The sequence below is a fragment of the Nonomuraea sp. NPDC005692 genome (genome assembly GCF_040631115.1).
Classification (GTDB): domain Bacteria; phylum Actinomycetota; class Actinomycetes; order Streptosporangiales; family Streptosporangiaceae; genus Nonomuraea.
Genome location: NZ_JBEXYU010000003.1, coordinates 84,538 through 108,784 on the forward strand (window position 1 = coordinate 84,538; position 24,247 = coordinate 108,784).

Annotated in this window: 28 protein-coding genes; 17 read left to right on the forward strand and 11 right to left on the reverse strand. The window is 71.6% G+C overall.

The window, feature by feature from the left end:
• Positions 1–10 precede the first annotated feature (10 nt).
• Positions 11–1,375 carry a dihydrolipoyl dehydrogenase gene (gene lpdA / locus ABZ459_RS08630; protein WP_357700698.1) on the reverse strand — a complete coding sequence of 455 codons (1,365 nt, stop codon included), beginning with the start codon at positions 1,373–1,375 and terminating at the stop codon, positions 11–13.
• Positions 1,376–1,426: 51 nt separating this feature from the next.
• Positions 1,427–2,896: a leucyl aminopeptidase gene (locus tag ABZ459_RS08635; protein WP_357967641.1), complete on the reverse strand. Its 1,470-nt coding sequence runs from the start codon at positions 2,894–2,896 to the stop codon at positions 1,427–1,429.
• A 105-nt stretch (positions 2,897–3,001) separates the two neighbouring features.
• Between ABZ459_RS08635 and ABZ459_RS08640 the strand changes: the two genes are divergently transcribed.
• From ABZ459_RS08640 to ABZ459_RS08650, 3 genes are read left to right on the forward strand one after another with little or no spacing between them, the layout of a single operon-like run.
• Positions 3,002–3,349 (forward strand): GntR family transcriptional regulator, encoded by a 348-nt coding sequence (locus ABZ459_RS08640; protein WP_352353377.1) that lies wholly within the window; start codon positions 3,002–3,004, stop codon positions 3,347–3,349.
• The gene (locus ABZ459_RS08645) at positions 3,346–4,311 is read left to right on the forward strand and encodes a hypothetical protein (RefSeq protein ID WP_357967644.1); all 966 of its coding nucleotides are present in this window, start codon (positions 3,346–3,348) and stop codon (positions 4,309–4,311) included. Before ABZ459_RS08640 ends, ABZ459_RS08645 begins: the two co-directional genes overlap by 4 nt.
• Positions 4,308–5,195, forward strand: coding sequence for a CPBP family intramembrane glutamic endopeptidase (locus tag ABZ459_RS08650; protein ID WP_357967647.1), 888 nt, complete (start codon positions 4,308–4,310; stop codon positions 5,193–5,195). Before ABZ459_RS08645 ends, ABZ459_RS08650 begins: the two co-directional genes overlap by 4 nt.
• Positions 5,196–5,238: 43 nt before the next feature.
• Here ABZ459_RS08650 and ABZ459_RS08655 read toward each other — a convergent pair whose 3' ends face one another.
• On the reverse strand, positions 5,239–5,982 hold the full coding sequence (locus tag ABZ459_RS08655) for an adenosylcobinamide-GDP ribazoletransferase (protein ID WP_357967648.1): 744 nt from the start codon (positions 5,980–5,982) through the stop codon (positions 5,239–5,241).
• A gap of 35 nt (positions 5,983–6,017) precedes the next feature.
• On the opposite strand from ABZ459_RS08655, the gene ABZ459_RS08660 reads away from it, so the two are divergent.
• On the forward strand, positions 6,018–6,818 hold the full coding sequence (locus ABZ459_RS08660; protein WP_357967650.1) for an ATP-binding cassette domain-containing protein: 801 nt from the start codon (positions 6,018–6,020) through the stop codon (positions 6,816–6,818).
• Between the two features lie 30 nt (positions 6,819–6,848).
• Here ABZ459_RS08660 and ABZ459_RS08665 read toward each other — a convergent pair whose 3' ends face one another.
• Complete coding sequence (locus ABZ459_RS08665; RefSeq protein WP_357967652.1) at positions 6,849–7,832, reverse strand: bifunctional adenosylcobinamide kinase/adenosylcobinamide-phosphate guanylyltransferase; 984 nt, start codon at positions 7,830–7,832, stop codon at positions 6,849–6,851.
• A gap of 10 nt (positions 7,833–7,842) precedes the next feature.
• Positions 7,843–8,586, reverse strand: coding sequence for an SCO2322 family protein (locus ABZ459_RS08670; protein ID WP_357967654.1), 744 nt, complete (start codon positions 8,584–8,586; stop codon positions 7,843–7,845).
• Between the two features lie 84 nt (positions 8,587–8,670).
• Between ABZ459_RS08670 and ABZ459_RS08675 the strand changes: the two genes are divergently transcribed.
• The gene (locus tag ABZ459_RS08675; protein WP_357967657.1) at positions 8,671–8,877 is read left to right on the forward strand and encodes a hypothetical protein; all 207 of its coding nucleotides are present in this window, start codon (positions 8,671–8,673) and stop codon (positions 8,875–8,877) included.
• 62 nt (positions 8,878–8,939) lie between these two features.
• Here ABZ459_RS08675 and ABZ459_RS08680 read toward each other — a convergent pair whose 3' ends face one another.
• Positions 8,940–9,938 (reverse strand): aldo/keto reductase family protein, encoded by a 999-nt coding sequence (locus ABZ459_RS08680; protein ID WP_357967659.1) that lies wholly within the window; start codon positions 9,936–9,938, stop codon positions 8,940–8,942.
• A 56-nt stretch (positions 9,939–9,994) separates the two neighbouring features.
• On the opposite strand from ABZ459_RS08680, the gene ABZ459_RS08685 reads away from it, so the two are divergent.
• Positions 9,995–10,954, forward strand: a complete 960-nt coding sequence (locus tag ABZ459_RS08685) for a hypothetical protein (protein WP_357967661.1) — start codon at positions 9,995–9,997, stop codon at positions 10,952–10,954.
• Between the two features lie 108 nt (positions 10,955–11,062).
• Here the strand turns inward: ABZ459_RS08685 and ABZ459_RS08690 are convergent, their stop codons facing one another.
• The gene (locus ABZ459_RS08690) at positions 11,063–11,647 is read right to left on the reverse strand and encodes a DUF3043 domain-containing protein (protein ID WP_357967663.1); all 585 of its coding nucleotides are present in this window, start codon (positions 11,645–11,647) and stop codon (positions 11,063–11,065) included.
• Positions 11,648–11,798: 151 nt separating this feature from the next.
• On the opposite strand from ABZ459_RS08690, the gene ABZ459_RS08695 reads away from it, so the two are divergent.
• The 6 genes from ABZ459_RS08695 to ABZ459_RS08720 all read left to right on the forward strand — a co-directional run bounded on the left by ABZ459_RS08695 (position 11,799) and on the right by ABZ459_RS08720 (position 16,381).
• Positions 11,799–12,602, forward strand: coding sequence for a PspA/IM30 family protein (locus ABZ459_RS08695; RefSeq protein ID WP_357967665.1), 804 nt, complete (start codon positions 11,799–11,801; stop codon positions 12,600–12,602).
• Positions 12,599–12,877, forward strand: coding sequence for a hypothetical protein (locus tag ABZ459_RS08700; RefSeq protein ID WP_352323076.1), 279 nt, complete (start codon positions 12,599–12,601; stop codon positions 12,875–12,877). Before ABZ459_RS08695 ends, ABZ459_RS08700 begins: the two co-directional genes overlap by 4 nt.
• Positions 12,878–12,882: 5 nt before the next feature.
• Complete coding sequence (gene htpX, locus ABZ459_RS08705) at positions 12,883–13,782, forward strand: zinc metalloprotease HtpX (protein ID WP_357967667.1); 900 nt, start codon at positions 12,883–12,885, stop codon at positions 13,780–13,782.
• Positions 13,783–13,788: 6 nt separating this feature from the next.
• On the forward strand, positions 13,789–14,346 hold the full coding sequence (locus ABZ459_RS08710; protein ID WP_357967669.1) for a hypothetical protein: 558 nt from the start codon (positions 13,789–13,791) through the stop codon (positions 14,344–14,346).
• A gap of 25 nt (positions 14,347–14,371) precedes the next feature.
• Positions 14,372–15,715 carry an alpha/beta fold hydrolase gene (locus ABZ459_RS08715; protein ID WP_357967672.1) on the forward strand — a complete coding sequence of 448 codons (1,344 nt, stop codon included), beginning with the start codon at positions 14,372–14,374 and terminating at the stop codon, positions 15,713–15,715.
• A gap of 66 nt (positions 15,716–15,781) precedes the next feature.
• Complete coding sequence (locus ABZ459_RS08720) at positions 15,782–16,381, forward strand: SIMPL domain-containing protein (RefSeq protein WP_357967674.1); 600 nt, start codon at positions 15,782–15,784, stop codon at positions 16,379–16,381.
• A 61-nt stretch (positions 16,382–16,442) separates the two neighbouring features.
• Here the strand turns inward: ABZ459_RS08720 and nadA are convergent, their stop codons facing one another.
• Positions 16,443–17,600 carry a quinolinate synthase NadA gene (gene nadA / locus ABZ459_RS08725; RefSeq protein WP_357967676.1) on the reverse strand — a complete coding sequence of 386 codons (1,158 nt, stop codon included), beginning with the start codon at positions 17,598–17,600 and terminating at the stop codon, positions 16,443–16,445.
• Between the two features lie 158 nt (positions 17,601–17,758).
• On the opposite strand from nadA, the gene erpA reads away from it, so the two are divergent.
• Positions 17,759–18,112 (forward strand): iron-sulfur cluster insertion protein ErpA, encoded by a 354-nt coding sequence (gene erpA, locus ABZ459_RS08730; RefSeq protein WP_125630793.1) that lies wholly within the window; start codon positions 17,759–17,761, stop codon positions 18,110–18,112.
• Between the two features lie 108 nt (positions 18,113–18,220).
• On the forward strand, positions 18,221–19,207 hold the full coding sequence (locus tag ABZ459_RS08735) for a carbohydrate kinase family protein (protein ID WP_357967678.1): 987 nt from the start codon (positions 18,221–18,223) through the stop codon (positions 19,205–19,207).
• Between the two features lie 52 nt (positions 19,208–19,259).
• Here ABZ459_RS08735 and ABZ459_RS08740 read toward each other — a convergent pair whose 3' ends face one another.
• Genes ABZ459_RS08740 through ABZ459_RS08750 form a run of 3 tightly spaced genes read right to left on the reverse strand, consistent with a single transcriptional unit; the run spans position 19,260 to position 21,127 of the window.
• A complete protein-coding gene (locus ABZ459_RS08740) occupies positions 19,260–19,688 on the reverse strand; it encodes a CBS domain-containing protein (RefSeq protein WP_357967681.1) in 429 nt (142 codons plus the stop codon).
• 54 nt (positions 19,689–19,742) lie between these two features.
• A complete protein-coding gene (locus tag ABZ459_RS08745; protein ID WP_352353344.1) occupies positions 19,743–19,988 on the reverse strand; it encodes a sulfurtransferase TusA family protein in 246 nt (81 codons plus the stop codon).
• Entirely contained in the window at positions 19,985–21,127 is a 1,143-nt protein-coding gene (locus ABZ459_RS08750; RefSeq protein WP_357967684.1) for an aminotransferase class V-fold PLP-dependent enzyme, read from the reverse strand. The genes ABZ459_RS08745 and ABZ459_RS08750 overlap by 4 nt, the downstream gene beginning before the upstream one ends.
• 142 nt (positions 21,128–21,269) lie before the next feature.
• Here ABZ459_RS08750 and ABZ459_RS08755 point away from each other — a divergent pair, with 142 nt between their 5' ends.
• The 3 genes from ABZ459_RS08755 to ABZ459_RS08765 are packed head-to-tail and all read left to right on the forward strand — an operon-like array spanning position 21,270 to position 24,174.
• Entirely contained in the window at positions 21,270–22,103 is an 834-nt protein-coding gene (locus ABZ459_RS08755) for a cytochrome c oxidase subunit II (protein WP_357967686.1), read from the forward strand.
• Positions 22,100–23,761 (forward strand): cytochrome c oxidase subunit I, encoded by a 1,662-nt coding sequence (gene ctaD / locus ABZ459_RS08760; protein ID WP_357967688.1) that lies wholly within the window; start codon positions 22,100–22,102, stop codon positions 23,759–23,761. Before ABZ459_RS08755 ends, ctaD begins: the two co-directional genes overlap by 4 nt.
• The gene (locus tag ABZ459_RS08765; protein ID WP_357967690.1) at positions 23,761–24,174 is read left to right on the forward strand and encodes a cytochrome c oxidase subunit 4; all 414 of its coding nucleotides are present in this window, start codon (positions 23,761–23,763) and stop codon (positions 24,172–24,174) included. Before ctaD ends, ABZ459_RS08765 begins: the two co-directional genes overlap by 1 nt.
• The last annotated feature ends 73 nt before the right edge of the window (positions 24,175–24,247 follow it).

A 24,247-nucleotide genomic window follows, 5' to 3' on the forward strand; every position in this document is an offset into this window, starting at 1 on the left:
GAGGGCTGGACTAGTTGTGTACGTGCAACGGCTTGCCGGCCAGGGCCAGCATCGCCTCACCGACTGCCTCGGACTGGGTCGGATGTGCGTGGATGAGCTGGGCGACCTCTGCGGGCAGCGCCTCCCAGTTGTAGATCAGCTGGCCTTCCGTGACGAGCTCGCCGATGCGCCGGCCCACCATGTGGACGCCGACGACCGGGCCGTCCTTCTGGGCGATGACCTTCACCGCTCCGGAGGTGCCGAGGATCTGGCTCTTGGGGTTGCCGGCCAGGTCGTAGACCTGCTCGACGATCTCGATGCCGCGCTCGGCGGCCTGCGCCGACGTGATGCCGACCGAGGCGACCTCGGGGTCGGAGTAGGTGATGCGGGGCACGCCCGCGTAGTCGATCGGCGGCGGGTTGAGGCCGGCGATGTGCTCGGCCACCAGGATGCCCTCGGCGAACCCGGCGTGGGCCAGCTGCAGCGTGGGGATCAGGTCGCCGATGGCGTAGACGCCGGGGACCGAGGTCTGGCAGTGCTCGTCGACCACGACGGCGCCGCGCTCGACCGTGACGCCCTGCTCCTCGAAGCCCATGCCGGACGACACCGCGCCGCGGCCGACCGCGACGAGCAGGAGCTCGGCGTCGAGGGTCTTGCCGTTGGCCAGGGTGACGACGACGCCCGTCTCGGTGGTCTTGGCGGAGTCGAAGAAGACGCCCAGCTCGTACTTGATGCCGCGGCGGCGGAAGGCCCGCTCCAGCAGCTTGGAGCTGGACTCCTCCTCGGTCGGCAGCAGGTGCGGCAGCGCCTCGACGATGGTGACCTCGGCGCCGAAGGAGCGGTAGACGCTGGCCAGCTCGACGCCGATCACGCCGCCGCCCAGGACGATCACCGACGACGGCACGCGGTCCATCTTCAGGGTGTGCTCGCTGGTGATGATCCGCTCGCCGTCGATCTCCAGGCCGGGCAGCGTGCGGGGGGCCGAGCCGGTGGCCAGCACGAGGTTGGCGCCCTCGTAGACCTCCGAGCCCACCTGCACGCTGCGCGGGCCCACCAGACGGCCCTCGCCCTCGACCACCGTCACGCCCGCGCCCTTGAGCAGGCCCTGGACGCCCTTCCAGGCACGCGTGACGATCTTGTCCTTGAACGCGTGCACGCCCTGGACGTCGATGCCCTCGAAGCTCGCCTTGACGCCGAAGGACGCGCTCTCGCGGGTCTCGTCGGCGACCTCGGCCGAGTGCAGCAGGGCCTTCGTGGGGATGCATCCCCTGTGGAGGCAGGTGCCGCCGATCTTGTCCTTTTCGATGAGGACGACCGACTTGCCCAGCTCGGCCGCCCGAAGCGCGCAGGCGTAACCGCCGCTGCCGCCACCTAGGACGACGATGTCATAGGCCACAGGAAGGCTCCTTGTCGGGGTGTTCGTGATGCCGTCATCTTTTCATTTGTTTCAGATGCTCGCGTGCCGCTCTGCGAGTCCGATGAGGGTGCGGGTGATGGCGCCGGTGCCGCCCTTGGGGGTGTAGCCGTACGGCTCGCCCTTGTTGTAGGCCGGTCCGGCCATGTCGATGTGCGCCCAGCGCACCCCGTCGGGCACGAACTCCTTGAGGAAGATGGCGGCGGTGAGCATGCCGCCGAAGCGCTCGGGGTGGAGGTTGGCGATGTCGGCGACCGGCGAGTCGAGGCCCTTGCGCAGCTCCTCCGGCAGCGGCATGCCCCAGGCGCCCTCGCCCGCGGCGGTGGCGGCCTCGACGACCAGCTCACGGACGGCGTCGTCGTTGGCCATGACGCCCGCGGTGCGCCAGCCGAGCGCGACGATCTGCGCGCCGGTCAGCGTGGCGATGTCGACGATCAGGTCGGGGTCGTCCTCGGCGGCGCGCGCGATGCCGTCCATGAGCACCAGGCGGCCCTCGGCGTCGGTGTCGAGCACCTCGACGGTCTTGCCGCTGTAGCTGTGGATGACGTCGGAGGGGCGCTGGGCGGTGCCGCTCGGCAGGTTCTCGGCCAGGCAGAGGTAGCCGACGACGTTGACCGGCAGGCCGAGCCTGGCGATGCCGACCAGCGCGCCGAGCACGGCGCCCGCGCCGCCCATGTCGGACTTCATCCAGTCCATGGCGGCAGCCGGCTTGAGCGACAGGCCGCCGGAGTCGAACGTGATGCCCTTGCCCACGAACGCCAGCGTCTTGGCCGCGTCGGGGTGGCTGTAGGCGACGCGGACCAGGCGCGGCGGGTTGACCGAGCCCTGGCCGACGCCGACCAGGCCGCCGTAGCCGCCGTCCTTGAGCTGCTTCTCGTCGAGCACCTCGACGGTCAGCCCGTGCTTGGCGCCCTCCTGCTCGGCGATCTCGGCGAACTTGGCCGGCCACAGGTCGGACGGCGGCGTGTTGACCAGGTCGCGGACGAGCGAGACCGACTCGGCCAGCACGCCGGCCCGCTCGGCGGCGGACTCGCCCCGGCCGGACAGGACGGTGATCTCGGAGACGGGCGCCTTCGGGGCCTCGCCCGTGCGGTAGCGGTCGAAGCCGTACGCGCCGAGCAGCGCGCCCAGGGCGACGGCCTCGGCCTGGGCGTCGTCGTCGGAGGGCAGGGCCAGCGCGGCGCGCGCGGTGCCGGCCAGCGACCGCACGGCGGCGCCGGCGGCGCGGCGAAGGGACTCGTGGTCGGAGGAGTCGCCCAGGCCGACGGCGACGAGCACCGGGGCCTGGACGGCGCCGAACGTGGGCAGCTTGGCCAGCTCTCCGGGTTTGCCGGAGAAGCCGAGCGAGCTGAGGGAGGTGGCGAGGTTGCCGCCGAAAGCCGCGTCGAGGGACTCAGCGCCCGTGGCCGGGCGGGGGCCGTCCTGGCCGGGCCGGAAGCCGACGATCAGGGCGTCGGTGTCGACAGAGACTGGGTCTGCTGAGTTCAGCCGCACAGTGGTCACGTAAACCGATGCTATCCACGGTTTCTGCGTACTCACAAACAGGGGTTCATCCTACAAATGCTGGTCGGGCGCATTACGTTTCATGGTGCTAGTGTCATTAGCATCATGTTGCTCGCGCTCGATCTCAACGACGCACGGCCCCTCCACGAACAGGTGGCCGGCGCCATCCGCCGCGCCATCGGCGAGGGCTCCTACACGCCCGGTGACCGCCTTCCGCCGGCCCGCGACCTCGCCAGGGCGCTCGGCATCAACCCCAACACCGTGCTGCGCGCACTGCGCGACCTGCGCGACGAGGGGCTGCTGGAGTTCAGGCGGGGGCGCGGGGTCAGCGTCGCGGGCCAGGCCGACGGGCGCGCGCTGCTCGTGCAACGCGCCCGGGAGCTGCTGGAGGAGGCCGAGAGGCACGGCTACCGCCGTGAGGACCTCATCACCATCCTGGAGGATCTGCCATGAACCCCCGAATCCCCGCGGCGGCGTGGGGCGCGGCCGTCACGGCGGCCCTGGTCCTGGCCCCCATGGGCCTGCGCGACCGGCTGCCCGACCCGCTGGCCACCCACTGGGGGGCGGCGGGCGTCGACGGCTCGGCGTCCTTCCAGGCCCACGTGCTGACGGTGGCGGCGGTGTGGACCGTGGTGTGGGTCGCGTTCCTGGCCGTCGCCGTGCGGGGCTGGGCGCTGCGGCACCGCAATGGGCGGGCGCTGTGGTGGGGCGGCCTGTTCGGCGGCGGCGTCCTGGTGCTGGGCACGCAGGCCGCCACGTTGTCGGCCAACCTCGACGCGCCCGACTGGACGGCCGCGGGCCTTTCCGGCTGGCAGGTCCCGCTGGTCGTCGTCGGCTCACTCGGCGTGGGCGTGCTCGCGGGTTACCTCGGCAGGGGCGGGCCCGACCCGGTCGAGGCCGTGCAGCCGCCCCCGGCGCTGAAGCTGCGGCCCGGTCGCCGTACGGTCTGGGTCAGCCGGCTGGTCAACCCGTGGCTGGTCGGGCTGACGCTGGTGGCCGCGGCGGCGATCGTCGTGCTGTGCGGGCTGCGCCTGGCCGGCGTCCTGTCGCCGGCGACCATGGCCTCCGCCCTGCCCGGCGCCGTGATCGTGCTGGTCGCGGGGCTGGCGACGGCGTCGCTGTCCGTACGGGTCGGCGACGACGCGCTCGTCATCGGCTTCGGGCCGCTCGGCGTCCCGGCACGCCGGATCCCACTGTCGCGCATCGACCGGGCCTGGACGGAGGTCCGCAGGCCGAGCGAGGTCGGCGGCTGGGGCTTCCGCGGCCTGCCCGGCATGGCCACCATCATGCTGCGCGGCGGCGAGTGCCTGGTCGTCGGCTACCGCTCCGGGGGGCGGCTGGCGATCAGCATCGACGACGCCGAGCGCGGCGCGTCCCTCATCAACGCCCTCGTCGCGGAGCGTGCCCGGTCATGAGAAAACAGCTTCCCGTCTTCCTCGTCCTCGCCTTCGGGCTGTCCTGGCTGGTGGCCCTGCCCATCTGGCTCGGCGCGGGCCTGAGCTCGCCCGCGGCCAAGGGGCTGGCCGCGGTCATGATGTTCACGCCGACCGCCGGGGTGCTCGGGGTGTGGGCGCTGTCGCGCGCGCCCTGGCGGCGCTGGGCCGCCGAGACCGGCCTGGCTCTGGGGGAGAGCAAGGGCCGCACCGGCCGGTACGTGCTGGCCGCCTGGCTGGGCGTGCCGCTGCTGATCGCCGTCTGCGCCGGGCTCAGCACCGCCGTCGGGCTGTTCCCGCTCGACCTCGACCGGTTCAGCCTGTACCGGGCCCAGCTCACGGCCGCGGGCGTGCAGCCGCCGGCCGACCCGGGCCCGGCGCTCTACCTGCAGATCGCCATCGGCGTGCTGGTCGGCCCGGTGCTGAACGCGATCCCGGCGCTGGGCGAGGAGTGGGGCTGGCGCGGCTGGCTGCTGCCCCGGCTGTCCGCCACGTACGGCCCGCTCGGCGGCCTGGCGCTGTCCGGCGCGATCTGGGGGCTGTGGCACGCCCCGCTCACCCTGCTCGGCTACAACTACCCGAGCCTCGGGTCGTGGGCGGCGCTGCAGTTCATCGGCTTCTGCGTGCTGGCCGGGATCGCGATCGGCTGGCTGCGCCTGCGTACGGGCAGCGTGTGGCCCTGCGTGGTCGCGCACGGCTCGCTGAACGCGGTGCTGCCCGCCGTGCTGCTGCTCGGGGACGCCGCCGCGCCGCCCGACACCGCGGTGTCCGGGCTCACCGGGCTGGTCGGCTGGGTCCCGCTCGCCCTGCTCTGCGTGGTCCTCGCCCGCCGCCTGCCGGCCCGCGCCAAGCAGCCGGTCGCCTGACACCGCGTCCGCCGGGAGCCCGGCGCGGCGAGCGCGTCGCCGCTCAGCCCAGGACCGCGCACACCACCAGCGCGGCCGCCGTCCCGGTCTCCACCAGCGCGCCGAGCACGTCCCCCGTGATGCCGCCGAGCCGCCGCCGGGCGTGCCGGAGCAGCAGCAGCGCCGCCCCGAGCCCGGCCGCCAGCGCGATCGGCGGCGCCCACGTCCCGGCCGCCAGCCCCAGCCCGGCGGTCACGGCGAGGGCGGCCGTCGTGGCCAGCCACGCCGCCGGATCGCTCACGGTGCCCGCCACCATCGCCCCGAGTCCGCCGGGCCGCGCGGCGGGCACGCTCGCCCGGCACGCCCAGGTGAGCGCCAGCCGCCCGGCCACGCAGGCGGTCACCAGGGCGGGGTAGCCGGCCCCGGTCAGCGCCGCAGCCTGGACGAGCAGCGTGATGACCAGCGTCATCACCCCGAACGGCCCGATGTCAGACTTTCTCATGATGTCGAGGGCGTCGTTCGCGGGCCGGCCGCTGCCCAGGCCGTCGGCGAGGTCGGCCAGCCCGTCCAGATGCAGGCCGCGGGTGAGCCCGGCCAGCAACCCGAGCGCGAGCGCCGCGCCCAGCAGCGGCGGCCCCGGCAGCAGCAGCGCCAGGCCCGCCACCGCGCCGAGCCCCAGCCCGACCGCGGGGGCCGCCACCATGGCCGGCCCGGCGACCTCCCGATCGACCCTGTCGACCCGCACCGGAACGGCGCTGAGCATGCCGATCGCGAAGCGAAGCCCGTGGGTCAGCTCAGCAAGCGGCATAACGACCGATCCTAGGGCCGACTAATGTGGCGGGAATGCACGTGCTTGAACTCGAAGGTGTAGCTGTCCGGGTTGTCGGCAAAACGCTGCTCGACGGCATTGACTGGCAGGTGGCGTACGGCGACCACTGGGTGATCCTCGGCCCCAACGGCGCGGGCAAGACCACCCTGCTCTCCCTGGCCGGGGCGGTGCGCCACCCGAGCGAGGGCGCGGTCAGCGTGCTCGGCCACCGGCTCGGCCGGGTCGATCTGCGGGAGCTGCGCCGCCACATCGGCCTGGTCGCGGCCAGCCAGCGGCTGATCGACGAGGACCTGCTGGAGGAGGAGGGCGCCACCGCCCACACGGTGGTCCTGACCGGCCACACCGGCACGAGCGTCCCGCTGTGGGACAAGTACGGCGACAACGAGCGCGAGCGCGCCGCCCGCCTGCTGGCCGACCTGGGCTGCAAGGACCTGGTCGAGCGCCCGTTCCGGGTGTGCTCGCAAGGGGAGCGGGCCCGGATCAGGGTGGCCAGGGCGCTCATGGCCGAGCCCGCCGTGCTGCTGCTCGACGAGCCGTTCGCCGGGCTCGACCTGCCGGCGCGCGAGGACCTCATCACCGCGGTCGAGCAGCTGGCCGCCACCCGGCCGGTCCTGACCACCGTCACGGTGACCCACCACCTGGAGGAGGTGCCCGCGACCACCACGCACGCGCTGCTCATGCGCGACTCGCGGCTGCTGGCCGCCGGGCCGGTGTCGGAGGTGCTCACCCCCGACCTGCTGTCCGAGTGCTTCGGCCGCCCGCTGCACGTGGACCGCCTCGACGGCCGCTGGTACGCCAGAGCCGTGCGCCCGTAGCCCCGGCCCGCGACCCCGAGGTCCGTGGGGTCACAGTTCCAGAGGGCGTCCCGCGACTACCAGGGCGACGTACTCGGACTCGGCGGCGAGCCGTTCGTTGAGCTTGCCGAGCGCGTCCCTGAAGGCCCGGCCGGCGGACGTGGCGGGCACCACGCCCATCCCCACCTCGTCCGAGACCGCCACGAGCGGCACCGGCGTGCCGCGCCACGCCTCGACCAGCTCCGCGCAGCGCCGGACGACCGGCGTTCGGTCGCCGTCCCAGGCCCCGTGCTCGTCGAACACCGCCGCCAGCCACGTGCCCAGCCCGTCGATCAGCAGGGGCGTGCCCGCCGCCGCGATGACCGCCACCAGGTCCGTGGTCTCGGCCGTGTCCCAGTGAGCGGGCCGCCGTTCCCGGTGCGCCCGTACCCGCGCCGCCCATTCGCCGTCCGCCGCGCCGTCGCCGCCGGTGGCGACATAGGTGACGTACGGCTCGGCCGCCAGCCGCAGCTCGGCCTCGGCCGACTTGCCGGACCTGGACCCGCCGAGCAGCAACGCCCGCCGCGGCGGCGTCTCGCGTACCGTTCCGCCGCTCTCCAGGACCGTCCCGTCCGGCACGGCCACCGCCCCCCACAACCGCAGCCGCCTGGCCAGCTCCTCCTCCGACCTGATCCGGTGGTCCAGCCACGCGGCCACCACGGTCGTCCGGTCGTCGGCCAGCCCGGCGCGGCGCAGTTCGCCGAGCCGCTGCGGGCGCTCCAGCAGGTCCAGCACGACGACGTCGTAGCGGGCGGGACCGTCGGAGGGGGACTCCCGGCCCGGCGGCAGGCACAACACCGCCTCGCCGTCGGCCGCCACCAGCCCGAGCCCGCCGCCGAACGCGCCGCCGCCGGTGAAGGGGAACCGCGCGGCGTCGTCCACGACCAGCTCGAAGGGGCGGTGACGGCCCTGGGGGAGCCGGGCGCACGAGGCGCACGGGCACCCGTCCGCCGGCCAGCCCGCGGCACCGCCGGTTCCGGAGAGAAGAAGCTTCACCGCCCAGAGGCTACCGACCGGAGCGACCGGGCCGATCGGGCCGACCGGGCCGACCGGGGCGACCGGGGCGGCGGCGGGCGGCCAGGGCCGCGCCCCCGCCGATCAGCAACAGCGCCCCCGCGCCGCCCGTGATCAGCAGCGCCGGAGACCCGCCGGGCGCGCTCGCGGGCGCGGCGGCCCGCCCGGCGGCGTCCGTCTCCTGGGACGGGACGGTCCCCGCGCCCTGGGACGGGTAGCCGCTGACCGACACGACCTCGCCGCGCCCGTTCACGCCGACCCTGGCCGCGGAGGCCAGGAGCTGGGCGGCGGTCGCGTCCTCGGCGCCCGTCACGCAGCGCAGCAGCGGATGCGCCGGCGGCCGGTCGCCGGGCGGGACGTCGCCCTCCCCGTCCCCGAAGTCCACCGCGACCGCCACCCGCTTGTGCCCCGAGCCGGCCGCGTCCTGGACGCACACCGCCGGGAACGACGGCAGCTCACCGCCCGGCGGCTCGCCCGCCGACCCGTCGGCCGAGACCGTGAAGCGCCACCCGACGACCGAGCCGTCCGCCGGCTCGTACGCGGCCGTGGACGCCAGCCACGCCGTGCCGTCGCTCCGCCAGACCCCCCACAGCCGCACGGCCCCCGGCTCCGCGGCGGTTCCCGGCACGGGACCGCCGGGCCGCGAGGAGGGTGAGCCGAGCGCGGAGGAGGGGAGAAGAAGTACGGCGGCCGCCCCCAGGACGGCCGCCGCGGCAACACGGCCCGCGCGCAGCATCGATGGACCTCCGAGCTCGGGAGTAGGGTTCCAGTGCCGTCGGAGGGAAGGCGCCGGCGAACCCGCGGAGAAGGAGCGTATGGCATGACATGGCGGTGGCGTTATGAAGATGCAAATGGTGGTGAGGTGACGGACCGCCCTTTGCCGCGAGAGGTTTTCCCGAGTCAGGCCGATGCGGAGTCCTGGCTCGGGGAGAACTGGCGTGAGCTGCTCGAATCCGGCGTCGAGCAGGTGGCGCTGCTCGACGAGGACCGCGTCGAATACACGGGAATGTCATTGCGTCCGGAGTGATCCGCGAAAAAAGGAAAACCCCTTGAGCGCATTGTGGCTCAAGGGGTTTTTCGTTTTCCGGGTCACGGACGGATGGCGGGGCTCACCGTCTTTGCCGGGTCGCGCTCCACGACCGTGCCGAGCACGTCGTCGATGCGCTTGAGCACGTCGTCCTCCAGCTTGACGCCGGCCGCCTTGACGTTGTCGCGCACCTGCTCGGGGCGGGTTGCGCCGACGATGGCGCTGGAGACGTTCGGGTTCTGCAGCACCCAGGCCACGGCGAGCTGGGCCATGGTCAGGCCGAGGTCGTCGGCGATCGGCCGCAGCTCCTGCACGCGGGTGAGCACGTCGTCGTTCATGTACCGCGCGATCATGGCGCTGCCGCTCGCGTCGGTCGCCCGCGAGCCCTGCGGAGGCTGCCGGCCGGGCAGGTACTTGCCGGTGAGCACGCCCTGCGCGATCGGCGACCAGACGATCTGGCCGAGGCCCTCGCGCTCGCTCAGCGGCACGACCTCCTCCTCGATGACCCGCCACAACATCGAGTACTGCGGCTGGTTCGACACGATCCGGTCGAAGCCCATCTCGTCGGCGATCTTCAGCGCCCGGCCGATCTGCTCGGCCGTCCACTCGCTGACGCCGACGTAGAGCACCTTGCCCTGGCGGACGAGGTCGTCGAACGTCTTGAGGGTCTCCTCGAGGGGCGTCTCGTTGTCGAAACGGTGGGCCTGGTACAGGTCGACGTAGTCGGTCTGGAGGCGGCGCAGCGAGGCGTTGATCGACTCGGTGATGTGCTTGCGGGACAGCCCGCGGTCGTTCTTGCCGGGGCCGGTGGGCCAGTAGACCTTGGTGAAGATCTCCAGCGACTCCCTGCGGACGCCCTTGAGCGCCCGGCCGAGCACCTCCTCGGCTTTCGTCCCCGCGTAGACGTCGGCGGTGTCGAAGGTGGTGATGCCCTCGTCGAGCGCCGCCTGCACGCACAGCTTGGCGGCGTCCTCCTCGACCTGGGAGCCGTGGGTGAGCCAGTTGCCGTAGCTGATCTCGCTGACCATGAGACCGCTGCGGCCGAGGTGTCGGAATTCCATACGTTCGACCTTAGAGCGTCACATGAGCCGATTCGATTCGGGATAGGGTGCGCGACGTGCTCAAGCTCGTCCGCCAGGCTCTCACCGCGGCCGTCCTGATCGCCCTCGCGGTGCGGTTGCGCCGCCGGGCCCGCCTGCCGCGGGCCGAGCCGCCGCCGTCCGTACCGGCTGCCGTCCGGCGGCCGCGGGGCGCCCGGACGGCCCTGCTGTGGCTGGCCATCGGGGTCGTCGTGACCCTGACGCTGGCGTTCGCCCTGATGGGCACGTCGGCGCAGCGCGACGCCCAGGCCCTCATGCGCGCCGTCGCCGAGCAGCAGGCGCCCCCGGACGGGGCCGAGCCCCTGGAGCCCCCCGTCGGCGAGCCCGTGACGCCCGTGGAGCCGCCGGCCGACCCCGTGGCGACCGCGCTGCCCACGCCCGCCGCCTCCGCCGCCCAGGCGCCCAACTGCGCGCCCCGGCGCCGGCCGATCGACCCGCGCAGGGTCGCGCCCGACGTCAAGCGGGCCGTGGACGCCCAGTGGCGGCGTATCGAACGCTGGCTCAGGAGCAACGCCCCCCGCACGTACCGCACGCTCGGGGCCCCGGTCAGGGCGCGCACGATCGCCGTGGCCGAGTCGCAGATGGGCGTGGACTTCCCCGACGCCCTGCGCGCCTCCCTGCTGCGCCACAACGGCGCGCGCGGGGCGGGTGTCCTGGGCTTCCGCCCCGGGGCCCGCGACCACCTCACCGTCCGCGGCATCAGGGACGCCTGGCGCGAGATGTGCGCCCGCCGCCCGGCCGGGTCATGGGACGGCCTGCTGATCCCGATCCTGTCCTACACCGCCGTCGACGGCGCCACGGCGTACGCCACCGTGAGCTCGGCCGACGGGACGGTGGCCGGGGTCACGGGCAGGCGGCTGCGGTCGTCGTACACGCTGCTGCGGACCGTCGCCGACGCCCTCGAACGGGGCGGCGCGATCGACGGCCGCCGCCCCGTGGTCACCGGCGGCGTCCTGCGCTGGAAGCCGGCCCGCTGAGCGGGCGAGACGCGGGAAGGCAGGAAGCACGAGTGCCCACCACCGGACGGTGATGGGCACGCGGGCGTCGCCGATAAGCCGCTTTCCCGAAAAATCGGGAGAACGGGGCTACTTCTTGGGCGGCGCGGGCCGACCGCCCGGCAGCACCGTGGGCGGCGGGAAGCGTAGCTTGCGGATCTGCAAAGCGCGCATCGCCGCGTAGAAGCCGACGCCCTTCACGCTCTCGTTCGGGAGCTTGGCCGCGACCTCCTTCTTCACCTTCCACGCCACGTAGAGGGAGGTGGCCAGGACGCCGATCATCATGATCGGCCAGCCGACCGCGATCACGATGTTGAGCACCTTGGCGCGGATCTCGATCGGCCACGGGATCCAGGTCGCCAGCAGGATCAGTAGCGAGAACGGCAGGAAGTACTGGCTGGGCAGGCGCCGCGAGTCGACCCAGTCGCGCGCGAACTTGCGCGCCGGGCCCTTGTCGCGAACCGGAAGATAACGCTCGTCACCTGCGAGCATGCCCTTGCGAGCCCGGTCGCGCTCGGCGGCCTGCTTGGCGCGCATCTGCCGATAGGCCTCCTTGCGGTCCTTCGGCGCGGAGACCGGCTGGCGTCGTCTGCCCTCGGCATCCCGGCGCTTGGGTGTGGGACGACCTTTACCCTGGGGCTTAGGATCGTCAACGGGGACGGGGGTGTCGTCCACGGAGGTTTGGGATCGGCGTCGCAACACACGTCAACCCTACCTGGACTGCAACTTAGTGACGCCCCCGTGCGTTATGCGTAGGGTAATCCCAAGGCGGCTGCGCTGCATTGGGTGAACACCAGCACGACCTAGAAGGGGACGGCCGACGCGCATGAGCGTGATGAAGAGACTTTCGATGATCTTCAAGTCCAAGGCCAACAAGGCCCTGGACAAGATGGAGGATCCGCGCGAGACGCTTGACTACTCCTATCAGCGGCAGCTCGAGTTGCTGCAGAAGGTGCGTCGAGGGGTGGCCGACGTGGCGACCTCGCGCAAGCGGGTAGAACTGCAGATCAACGGCCTGGAGGCCCAGGCCAGGCGCTACGAGGAGCAGGGCCGCAAGGCGCTGTCCGTCGGGCGTGAGGACCTTGCGCGCGAGGCCCTGCAGCGGCGGTCCAATCTGCAGGGGCAGATGGCCGACCTCAAGGTCCAGCACGACAACCTGCAGGCCGAGGAGGAGAAGCTGACCACGGCTTCCCAGCGGCTGCAGGCCAAGGTCGACTCCTTCCGCACGAAGAAGGAGACGATCAAGGCGACCTACACCGCCGCCGAGGCCCAGACGCGCATCAACGAGGCGTTCTCCGGCATCTCCGAGGAGATGGGCGACGTCGGCCTGGCGATCCAGCGCGCCGAGGACAAGACGGCGCAGATGCAGGCCCGCGCGGGCGCGATCGACGAGCTGCTGGCCAGTGGCGCGCTCGACGACTTCAGCGGCACCCGCGGCGACGACATCCAGGCCGAGCTCGACCGCATGGGCGGCGGCATGGACGTCGAGCTGGAGCTGGCCCGGATGAAGGCCGAGCTGGGCCAGGGCCCGGCGCCGAAGAGCGCCATCGAGCAGGGCCAGCCGCAGCAGCAGCCCCAGCCGCAGCAGGGTCACACCCAGCAGCTGCGTCAGCCCGGGGAGGGCGCATGATCGTCAGAATCATGGGCGAGGGCCAGGTGGAGATCTCGCCGGACGACATCGCGGTGCTCAACGAGCTCGACAGCGAGCTGGAGGCCGCCATCGAGACCGGTGACGAAGGGGCCTTCCGCGTCAAGCTGCACGCGTTGCTCGACAAGGTGCGCCATGTGGGCAAGGCGCTTCCCGACGACAGCCTTGAGCCGTCAGAGCTGATCCTTCCCCCCGCGGACGCCTCGATCGAGGAGGTCCGGGAGATGCTGGGCGACCAAGGCCTCATCCCGGGCTGAGCCCCGTGGGCACGCGGTTCGCGTCCGACAGCGGCCTGACCCGCCGCATGGTCGTGACGATGTTCCTGCTGGGGTTGCTCTACGTGGCGTTCGTCGGCGTGCTGATCGCCCTCGGCGTGCGCGCGCTGACCGTGCTGGTGCTCGCCGGGGGGCTGCTGTTGGTGCAGTACTTCCTGTCCGACCGCATCGCCCTGTTCGCGATGCACGGGCGGGAGGTCTCCCCACAGGAGGCCCCCGAGCTCCACGGCCTGATCGACCGGCTGTGCGCGCTGGCGGACATGCCCAAGCCGCGGGTGGCGATCGCCGACTCCGACGTCCCCAACGCCTTCGCCACCGGCCGTAACCAGAAGCGGGCCGTCGTCTGCGTGACGACGGGCATCCTGCGCCGCCTGGAGCCTCAGGAGCTCGAAGGCGTCCTGGCGCACGAGCTGTCGCACGTCGCCCATCGCGACGTCGCGGTCATGACGATCGCCTCGTTCCTCGGCATCGTCGCCGGGCTGATGACGAGGTTCGCCCTGTACGCCGGCTTCGGCGGGCGCCGGGACAACGGCCAGGGCGGCGTGCCGGTCGGGCTGATCATCATGTTCGTCTCGATCGTCGTGTACGCCGTCAGCTTCCTGCTCACCAGAGCCCTGTCGCGTTACCGCGAGCTGGCCGCCGACCGGGCCGGAGCCCTGCTCACGCAGCGTCCCTCGGCCCTGGCCAGCGCGCTGACCAAGGTCACCGGCGACATGGCCCGGATCCCGACCACCGACCTGCGCGAGGCGGCGCCGTTCAACGCCTTCTACTTCGCCCCGGCCCTGGCCAGGGGGGAGACGCTGGCGAACCTGTTCTCCACGCATCCGCCGCTGGAGCGCCGGCTCGAACTCCTCGCGTCCGTCTCCAAGCAGCTCGGAAGGGGCTGAGGCCGTATGGGCTGGCTCGACTCGTTGCTGGGCCGGTCCAAGCCGGTCAAGCCCGATCTCGACGCGCTGTTCGCGCTGCCGTCCGCCGCCGTGACGCTCCAGGCCGCGACCGGTCTCGTCCCCACCGGTCTCGGCTCGGTGTCGTTCAGGGCCGCGGAGGGCGGCGCGTTCGCGACGGTGGAGAGCGACGTCAAGGCGCTGCTCGGCGGGCGCGTCGAGGAGTCCGACGACGGCTACGGCTACACCTGGCTGCTCGTCCGCCGCGCGCCGGACGACGTCGGCGACCTGGTCACCGAGCTGCACGCGGTCAACTCCTCGCTGGAGTCGGCCGGGTTCGGGCCCTCGCTGCTGTGCTCGCTGGTGTCGTTCGCCGATCCGGCGGGCAGACGGCTGGCGGTCGTCTATCTGTACAAGCGCGGGACGTTCTACCCGTTCGCGCCGCTGCCCGGGAACAGGCGCGACAACGCCCTCGAACTGCAGGCCAGAGGCGTCCTGGACGGCGAGCTGCCGCTGGAGGCCGACCTCGGCCGATGGTTCCCGGTATGGGGTGCTCCGGGCCTTTGACCACGGATGGTGTTCTAATCATCACGTGGAGCGAAGGTTGTTCGTCGCCGTGGCCTCGGCGCTCATCGTGGCGGCCGTGCTGTACAGCGCCTGGATCACGGGGCAGTTCACCACGCCCGCCGTCGACCGGACCGACGGCTATGTGAGCGAGCTGGCCGCCCGTGACCAGCCATGGACGCGCCTGTTCCGGGTCAGCGACGTGCTGTCCGGGCTGGCCTGCCTGGCCGCCGTGGCGACGCTGCCCAGGGTGGCGCGCGAGTGGGCCGGCTGGCTGGCGCTGGCCGCCTTCGGGCTGCTGACGGCCGTCTCCGGCCTGGTCCCGCTCGACTGCGCCGTGCTCAGCGACCCGACCTGCCGCGGCGAGGGTGTCTCGCACCGGCTCCACATGGTGGCCGGCGCGCTGGCCACGACGGCCGTGCTGACCGCCATGGTGGTGCTCTCCGCGCGCTGGCGCTCGTGGGTGTCGTGGTTGTTCACCGGCCTGAACGTGGGGGCCACCGGGCTCATGCTGGCCGCCCTGGCCGCCGGGCGGCTGGCCGGCGTCGCCCACCGGATCCAGCTCACGATGGTCGCCGTCTGGGTCGTGTACGTGGCGCTCAGGCTGCTCGTCCACGACGACGACGAGGCCCCCTGCGGCCCTCCGCACGTCCTCGACCAGGGCGCGGGCCCCGGCGTGCTCATCACGGCGGGCCTCGGCGGCGCCTGGTTCCACTGGGACGCCGTGGCCGCCGGTCTGGCCGCCTGCCACCGGGTCGTCCGCTTCGACCGTCCGGGGCTCGGCCTCAGCCCGCCCGCGACCGACCGGCCCACCCTGTACGGCGAGGTGGCCCGGCTGGCCGCGCTGGCCCCCGCGCAACCGTCCCAGATCACCCTGGTCGCGCACGGCCTGTCCTGCTGGCACGCCGAGGCGTTCGCCCGGTTGCACCCGCTCTGCGTGGCCAAGCTCGTCCTGGTGGACCCCAGCCCGACGCCCGTGCGCCGGCCGCTCGCGCTCGCCACCGCCCTGGGCGAGTGGCTGCCCGCGCTCGGCGGCACGTGGGGCGCGAACGTGCTGGCCCGCCTGACCGGGCCGCCGGCGCACCGCCTGGTCACGGGCATGGGCGACCCCTTCGGGGTGTACCGGATGGGCAAGGTGCCCGCGGCGGTGGCGGGGGAGTGGCTGGCCCGCCGCGACATGGCCGCCGACCTCCGGGACATCCGGGCCGGTCATCCCTTTCCCGACATCCCGGTCACCGTGCTCGGCGCGGGCGTCCGGGACGCCCGCAGGCAGAGCCTGGCGGCCTGCCTCGACGCCAAGCTGATCCTGCTGCCCGGCTCGGGGCACCAGGTCGAGCTGGACGATCCGGGCGCGATCGTCGACGCCGTGTGAACCGGCCGTGGGCGGGGGCAGGACACGCCCGTAGGATCGAGGCGAACCCAGTCTTAGGGGGCAGGCGTGGACATCTCCGTCGTCGGTGAGGGCAGCGTGCAGGCCGCGCCCGACGTCCTGCGGTTGCTGGCGGGCGTCGAGGTGCGCAGGGCGTCGGCGTCCGAGGCGTTCACGGCGGTCAGGGCCGCCGCGGCCCGGCTGGCCGACGCGCTGGCCGGGGCCGGCGTCGCGGCCCACGACGTGCGCACGGTCGAGCTCTCGCTCGGCCCCGAGTACGAGGTCTACCCGAAGGTCTCCGCCTACCGGGCGGCCCAGGGCGTCGAGGTGGTCGTCAGGGACCTGACGCGGGCCGACGCCGTCATCGACACGGTCGCCGGCGTGGGCGAGGAGGCCCGGCTCAACGGCGTGGCCTTCGAGCTGTCCGACCCGGCGTCGGTGCTCGGCGAGGCCAGGACGAGGGCGTTCAGGGACGCCGCGGCCAAGGCCGCCCACTACGCCGAGCTGGCCGGCCGCCCGCTCGGCCCGGTCGTGTCGATCTCCGAGGAGGTCAGGGGCGGCCCGCAGCCGCTGGTCACGATGGCCGCGGCGGCCGAGAGCGCGTCCTCGGTCAGCCCCGGCCGCCAGACGCTGACCGTCGGCGTCCGCGTCGGCTACGACTTCGCCTAGCAGCGCCGACACTGTGCCGGGCCCGCGGCGAGGGCGGGCGCTCCTCGCCGCGGGAGCCTTCTTACGGGAGCGCCAGCATGCGGTCCAGGGCGACCCTGGCCCAGTGGGCGGTGTCCTCGTCCACCGTGATGCGGTTGACGACGTCGCCCAGCACCAGCGACTCCAGCGCCCACACCAGGTGCGGCAGGTCGATCCGGTTCATCGTGGAGCAGTAGCAGACCGTCCGGTCCAGGAACGACACGTTCTTGTCGGGGAACATCGCGGCCAGCCGCTTGACCAGGTTCAGCTCGGTGCCGACGGCCCAGCTCGACCCGGCGGGAGCGGCCTGGAGGGTCTTGATGATGTGCTCGGTCGAGCCCACGTGGTCGGCCTTGAGCACCACCTCGTGCCGGCACTCGGGGTGGACCAGCACGTTCACGCCGGGGATGCGCGCGCGCACGTCGTCGACGGACTCGGCGGTGAAGCGGCCGTGCACCGAGCAGTGGCCCTTCCACAGGATCATCCGCGCCCGGTCGAGCTGCTCGCGGGTCAGCCCGCCGCCGGGGCGGTGGGGGTTCCAGACCACGCAGTCCTCCAGGGACATGCCCATCTCCAGCACCGCGGTGTTGCGCCCGAGGTGCTGGTCGGGCAGGAACAGCACCTTGCGGCCCTGCTCGAACGCCCAGTCGAGGGCCCTCCTGGCGTTGGAGGAGGTGCACACCACGCCGCCGTTGCGCCCGCAGAACGCCTTGATGTCGGCGCTGGAGTTCATGTACGTGACGGGGACCACCTCGCCGGCCAGACCGGCGTCCTCAAGGGCCTCCCAGCACTCCTCCACCTGGTCGAACGTGGCCATGTCGGCCATGGAGCACCCGGCGGCGAGGTCGGGCAGCACCACCTTCTGGGCCTCGCCGGTGAGGATGTCGGCGGACTCGGCCATGAAGTGCACGCCGCAGAAGACGATGAACTCCGCCTCGGGCCGCGCGGCGGCCTGCTGGGCGAGCTTGAAGGAGTCGCCGGTCACGTCGGCGAACTGGATGACCTCGTCGCGCTGGTAGTGGTGGCCCAGCACGAACAGGCGGTCGCCCAGCGCCTCCTTGGCTTTGCGGGCGCGTTCGACCAGGTCAGGGTCGGACGCGGGCGGCAGTTCGCCAGGGCAGTCGACGCCCTTCTCGCTGTGCGGATCGGCGCCCTGCCCGAGGACGAAGAGCGGCAGCCCAGTCTGGGTGGCCATCGCCATACCCCCTTATCGTCGTTTTGACGATACTCACTATGACACATGGACGAACGTGGTTATTCCGGGGGTAGGGGGACCCGGGAATGTGTGGCATGGGCGAGGTGTTGGTAGCGTCATCAGTAGGACGTCGGAAACAGACAGCCGGGTTAGGGAGTCAGCAGATGACGGTTGAGAGCAGCGAGACCACGACGCAGGGCCTGATCCTGACTGACGCGGCCGCCGCGAAGGTCAAGAGCCTGCTGGAGCAGCAGGGTGAGGAAGGTCTGCAGCTGAGGGTCGCCGTGCAGCCGGGTGGTTGCTCCGGCCTGCGCTACCAGCTCTTCTTCGACGACCGTTCCATGGACGGTGACGTGGTGACGGACTTCGGCGGTGTCAGTGTGGTCACCGACCGCATGAGCGCCCCCTACCTGCTGGGCGCCAGCATCGACTTCGTCGACACGATCGAGAAGCAGGGCTTCACCATCGACAACCCCAACGCCACCGGCTCCTGCGCCTGTGGCGACTCGTTCAACTAAGGGGTCACGGCTTCGGCCTGTGGGGTCCCGCCCGCCTTTGTGCGAGCGGGACCTTCGCGTATTCTCGTGGGGCTCATTGGCCTGCTGACAACGAGGAAGAAGAATCCCGTGCGCATCGCCGTAACCGGCTCCATCGCGACAGACCACCTGATGACGTTCCCAGGAAGCTTCGGCGATCAGCTCATCGCCGAGCAGCTCGACCGGGTGTCGCTCTCGTTCCTGGTCGACGACCTTCAGATCCGTCGCGGCGGTTGCGCGGCCAACATCGCCTTCGGCATGGGCTGCCTCGGCCTCAAGCCGATCCTGGTGGGCGCCGTCGGCAACGACTTCGCCGACTACCGCTCCTGGCTGGAGCGCCACGGCGTCGACTGCGAGTCCGTGCACATCTCCGAGACGCAGCACACCGCGCGCTTCCTGTGCACCACCGACGAGCACCACAACCAGATCGCCTCCTTCTACACCGGGGCGATGGCCGAGGCGCGGCTGATCGAGCTGCAGCCGGTCTCCGCCCGGGTCGGCGGCCTCGACCTGGTGCTGATCAGCCCCAACGACCCCGACGCGATGCTGCGGCACACCGACGAGTGCCGCCAGCGCGGCATCCCCTTCGCCGCCGACATCTCCCAGCAGCTCGCGCGCATGGAGGACGAGCAGATCAGGCAGCTCGTCGACGGCGCCGCCTACCTGTTCTCCAACGACTACGAGAAGGGGCTCATCGAGCAGAAGACCGGCTGGTCCGACGAGGAGATCCTCGACCGGGTCGGCGTCCGCGTCACCACGCTCGGCCCCAAGGGCGCCGTCATCGACCGCAAGGGCGAGCCGTCCATCCAGGTCGCCCCGGCCCCCGAGCGCGGCAAGGCCGACCCCACGGGCGTCGGCGACGCCTTCCGCGCCGGCTTCCTGTCCGGTCTGGCCTGGGGTCTGCCGCTGGAGCGCTGCGGCCAGATCGGCAACCTCACGGCCACGCACGTGCTGGAGCGCGTCGGCGGCCAGGAGTACGAGCTGGGACAGAAGGTCTTCCTGGAGCGCTTCACGGCCGCCTACGGCGCCGAGGCCGCGGCCGACATCGCCGACCACGTGCGCTGCTACCACCCCTGACAGCCGTACGCCCCGCCCGCCGCAGGCGTGGCGGGGCGATCCCCGTCGGGTGTCAGCGCTTGGCGTACACCCGGTGCACGAACTCGGCGAGCTGGTCGTCCGGCAGGCACCGGGCGAGGTCGGCCTCGCTGATCATGCCGACGATGCGCTCGTTCTCCAGCACCGGCAGCCGCTTGATCTGGTTCTGCTCCATGCGCGACAGCGCCTCCTGCACGGTGGCGTCCGCCGTCACCCAGACCAGGCCGGTCGCCAGCTCGCCCGCCGTCACCTGCGCGGGGTCGTGACCGGCCGCGATGCACTTGATCACGATGTCGCGGTCGGTGATGATGCCGGTCACCCGGTCGTCGGGCCCGCACACGGGCAGCGCGCCCACGTCGTTGTTGCGCATCATCTGAGCCGCCCGGTCGAGCGTCTCGTGCGTGGCGATGCACTCCGCGCCTGTGCTCATCACGTCACGGGCGGTCTCGTTCCCCTTGGCCATGGTCTCCCCCGAATGGTCGATGTGCCGTCAGGGGAGGGCCCTACCCACAAACCGTCAGTAGTTGCGCATCACGTGGATCGCCCAGCCGCCCTCGGGCAGCTCGTACGAGGCCACGTGGCGGTGGGACTTCAGCCGGCACCACGCCGGCACGTCGGTGTAGGCCGCCGGATCGTCGGCCAGCACCGCCACCACGGCGTTGAGCGGCACGTGGTTGATCTGCTCGGCGAGCATGATGATCGGGATCGGGCACTTCTTCCCGAGCGCGTCGATCGTCAATGACGGCTGAGTTACCTCGGTCATGCGACTCCTGCGTCGTGCCGGATGCGGCGCACCAGGTCGGGCAGCACGGCCAGGAACCGGTCGACCTCGGCCGCGGACGTGCCCCTGGGCAGCGACACCCGGACATTCCCATGCGTCAGCACGCCCATCGCTTCGAGGACGTGCGATGGACGAAGCGTACTAGCGGTGCACGAGCTTCCGGACGATACGGCGAAACCGGCCTTGTCCAGCTCGGTGAGCAGCGCCTCGCCGTCGACGTAGAGACACGAGAAGGTCACGATGTGGGGCGCCCGGCCGACGGGGTCGCCGATGACCTCGACGTCCGGCACGACCTTCGGCACGGTCTCCCTGATCCTGGCGACGAGCGTGGACAGCCGGGCCTGCTCCTGCGCCGCCTCGGCGCTCATCGCGCGCAGCGCCGCCGCCGCGGCCACGATGCCCGGCACGTTCTCGAAGCCGGGGACGCGCCGCCGCTCGCGTTCGTCCTCGGGCAGGAACGAGCGGAACCGGGTGCCCTTGCGCACCGCCAGCACGCCCACCCCGGCCGGGCCGCCCCACTTGTGCGCGCTCGCGGTCAGCACCGACCAGCCGGGCGGGATCGGCATGCGGCCGGCCGTCTGGGCGGCGTCGACCAGCAGCGGCACCCCGTGGGCCCGGCACGCGGCGGCGGCCTCGGCGACCGGCTGCACCGTGCCCACCTCGTGGTTGGCCGTCTGCAGGCAGGCCAGCGCCGTGCCGGGAGCCGCGACAGCCCGCGCGAACGCGTCGAGGTCGACCCGGCCTTCGAGATTCACGCCCACCGTCTCGACCGTGCCGCCGTCGCGCTCGTGCACGCCGGCCGCGTGCAGCACGCTGGAGTGCTCGACCGCGCCGGTGACCAGATGACGCCCGACCCTGCGCCTGCCGTGTAGGGTGCCGAGCACGCCGAGATGCGCGGCCTGCGTGCCGGACGAGGTGAACGACACCTCGTCAGGGCGCGCGCCGAGCGCCTCGGCCACCTCCGTGCGGGCCTGCTCCAGCAGCAGGTGAGCGCGGCGGGCCTGGGTGTACAGTCTCGCGGGGTCGGCCCAGCCGACGTCGATCGCCGCCAGCAGCGCCTCGCGTGCCTGAGGGTGCAGCGGCTCGCTCGAGGCCGCGTCGAAATACGCCACGAGACCCATCGTCCCACTTGCGGCGCCATCGAGGGGTCGCGCGGTAGGGCGGGACACCTGCACGCTAATGTGTCTGCAATCAGCTGTGCATTTGGAAATACGAGCACCCAAGGGAAAGACTCTTGGGCTTCATCTGTGGGGTAGGCGATCCGTGAGTCCGACTCGCCGTACGACGCGGCGTTCGTTGGCCCGGCGCAGGGTGCCGCGCGCCGCCGCTTTGGCGTTGCTGCTGGCCACTGCTACGGCGTGTGCTAATGACGTTCCCAAGGTCGACTGGTCCACCGGCCTGCTGCCCGAGGGCGTGACCGAGCAGGCCAAGGTCGTTCAGTCTCTGTGGAACGGGGCCTGGATCGCCGCACTCGCCACGGGCGTCGTCGTCATCGTCCTGATCGTCTGGGCCGCGATCTTCCACCGCAAGCGCAAGGGGAAGGCCGAGCTGCCGCCCCAGGTGCGCTACAACCTGCCGATCGAGATCCTCTACACCGTGGTCCCGCTCGTCATGGTTTCGGTGTTCTTCTTCTTCACCGCCCGCGACAGCAAGGCCCTCACGGACGTCGCCGGCGACGCGCCCGTCAAGGTCAAGGTCGAGGCGTACCAGTGGAGCTGGCGCTTCACCACGACCTACAACGGCAAGACGACGAAGCCTGTGGCCGGCATGCCGGTGCACGACTACCAACAGGGCCCTCAGCTGGTCCTGCCGACGAACACCAAGGTCGAGTTCGACCTCTCGACCGACGACGTGATCCACTCGTTCTGGGTGCCCGAGTTCCTGTTCAAGCGGGACATCATCCCCGGCATCCCGGAGGGCAACCCGGGGCGCAAGTTCGAGATCAAGACGCTCGGCGACAACCGCGTGGGCGTCTACGCCGGCCGGTGCGCCGAGCTGTGCGGCGTCGACCACAGCCGGATGCTGTTCTCGGTGAAGCTCGTCAAGCAGGCTGAGTTCGACCAGTACATCGCGACCCAGGCTGGGAGTGCCCAGTGACCGCCATCCAAGAACCGCTTCGCGCACCGGTCCGGCCCGTCACCAAGGGCCAGATCATCGCCAAGTGGATGTCCTCGACTGATCACAAGATCATCGGGCACATGTACCTGATCACGTCGTTCGCCTTCTTCCTGATCGGCGGCGTCATGGCGCTGATCATGCGGGCCGAGCTGGCGCAGCCGGGGCTGCAGATCACCAGCAACGAGCAGTTCAACCAGCTGTTCACCATGCACGGCACGATCATGCTGCTGATGTTCGCGACGCCGCTGTTCGCCGGCTTCGCCAACGAGCTGATGCCGCTCCAGATCGGCGCCCCCGACGTGGCGTTCCCGCGCCTGAACATGGTCAGCTACTGGCTCTACCTGTTCGGCAGCGTCATCGCCGTGTCCGGCTTCCTCACGCCGGGCGGCGCGGCCTCCTTCGGCTGGTTCGCCTACACGCCGCTGTCGAACGCGATCCACTCGCCCGGCATCGGCGGCGACCTGTGGATCATGGGTCTGGCCCTGTCGGGCCTCGGCACGATCCTCGGCGCGGTGAACTTCATCACCACGATCATCTGCATGCGCGCCCCCGGCATGACCATGTTCCGCATGCCGATCTTCACCTGGAACGTCCTGCTGACCAGCATGCTCGTGCTGATGGCCTTCCCCGTGCTGGCCGCCGCGCTGCTGGCCCTGGAGGCCGACCGCAAGCTCGGCACCCACATCTTCGACCCGGCCAACGGCGGGCCGATCCTGTGGCAGCACCTGTTCTGGTTCTTCGGCCATCCCGAGGTGTACATCATCGCGTTGCCGTTCTTCGGCATCGTGACCGAGATCCTGCCGGTCTTCAGCCGTAAGCCGATCTTCGGCTACATCGGCCTGGTCGGCGCCACCATCGCGATCGCCGGTCTGTCCATCACGGTCTGGGCGCACCACATGTTCCCGACCGGGCAGGTCCTGCTGCCGTTCTTCTCGTTCATGACGTTCCTCATCGCGGTGCCGACGGGCGTGAAGTTCTTCAACTGGATCGGCACGATGTGGCGGGGCCACCTGTCGTTCGAGTCGCCGATGTTGTTCTCCGTCGGCTTCCTGATCACCTTCCTGCTCGGTGGCCTGACCGGCGTCATCCTGGCCTCGCCGCCGCTCGACTTCCAGATCAGCGACACCTACTTCGTCGTCGCCCACTTCCACTACGTGGTCTTCGGCACGGTCGTGTTCGCCATGTTCGCCGGCTTCTACTTCTGGTGGCCCAAGTTCACCGGCAAGATGCTCGACGACAAGCTGGGCAAGGTGCACTTCTGGCTGCTGTTCATCGGCTTCCACACCACCTTCCTCGTCCAGCACTGGCTGGGCATGGTCGGCTTCCCCCGCCGGTACGCCGACTACAGCGCGGCCGACGGCTTCACCGACCTGAACATGATCTCGTCGGTCGGCGCGTTCATCCTGGGCGCCTCGACGCTGCCGTTCTTCTACAACGTCTGGAAGACCTGGCGTTCGGGGACCAAGGTCACCGTCGACGACCCCTGGGGCTACGGCGGCTCGCTCGAATGGGCGACCTCCTGCCCGCCGCCGCGGCACAACTTCACCTCGCTGCCGCGCATCCGGTCCGAGCGCCCGGCGTTCGACCTGCACTACCCGCACATGTCCGCCAAGTCCGCCCAGGAGGTGGAGGCCTGATGAAGGTCCAGGGTTGGCTGTTCCTGCTGTGCGGCCTGTTCTTCGCCGGTGTCGACGTCGGCTACTGGTTCTGGACCAAGGCCGCGACCGGCCAGGGTGAGCCCGTGGGCACCACCGCCATGGCGATCTCGGTCGGGTTCGCGTTCATGGTGGGCTACTACCTGATGTTCACCGCGCGGCGCATCGGCGCCCAGCCGGAGGACGACAAGCAGGCCGACATCAGCGACGGCGCCGGCGAGATCGGCTTCTTCAGCCCGAGCAGCTGGTGGCCGCTGTTCCTGTGCCTGGCGGCGGCCTTCGCCTTCGCCGGGTTCGTGATCGGCTTCTGGATGTTCCTCATCGGCGTGTTCCTGATCATCATGGCCATGATCGGGTTCGTGTTCCAGTACTACCGGGGCAACTTCTCGCACTGACAAGCGGCTCGAAGCGGGCGTCCTTCCCATAGGGGAGGACGCCCGCTTTTTCGTGTTCTTTACCAGGTCACGG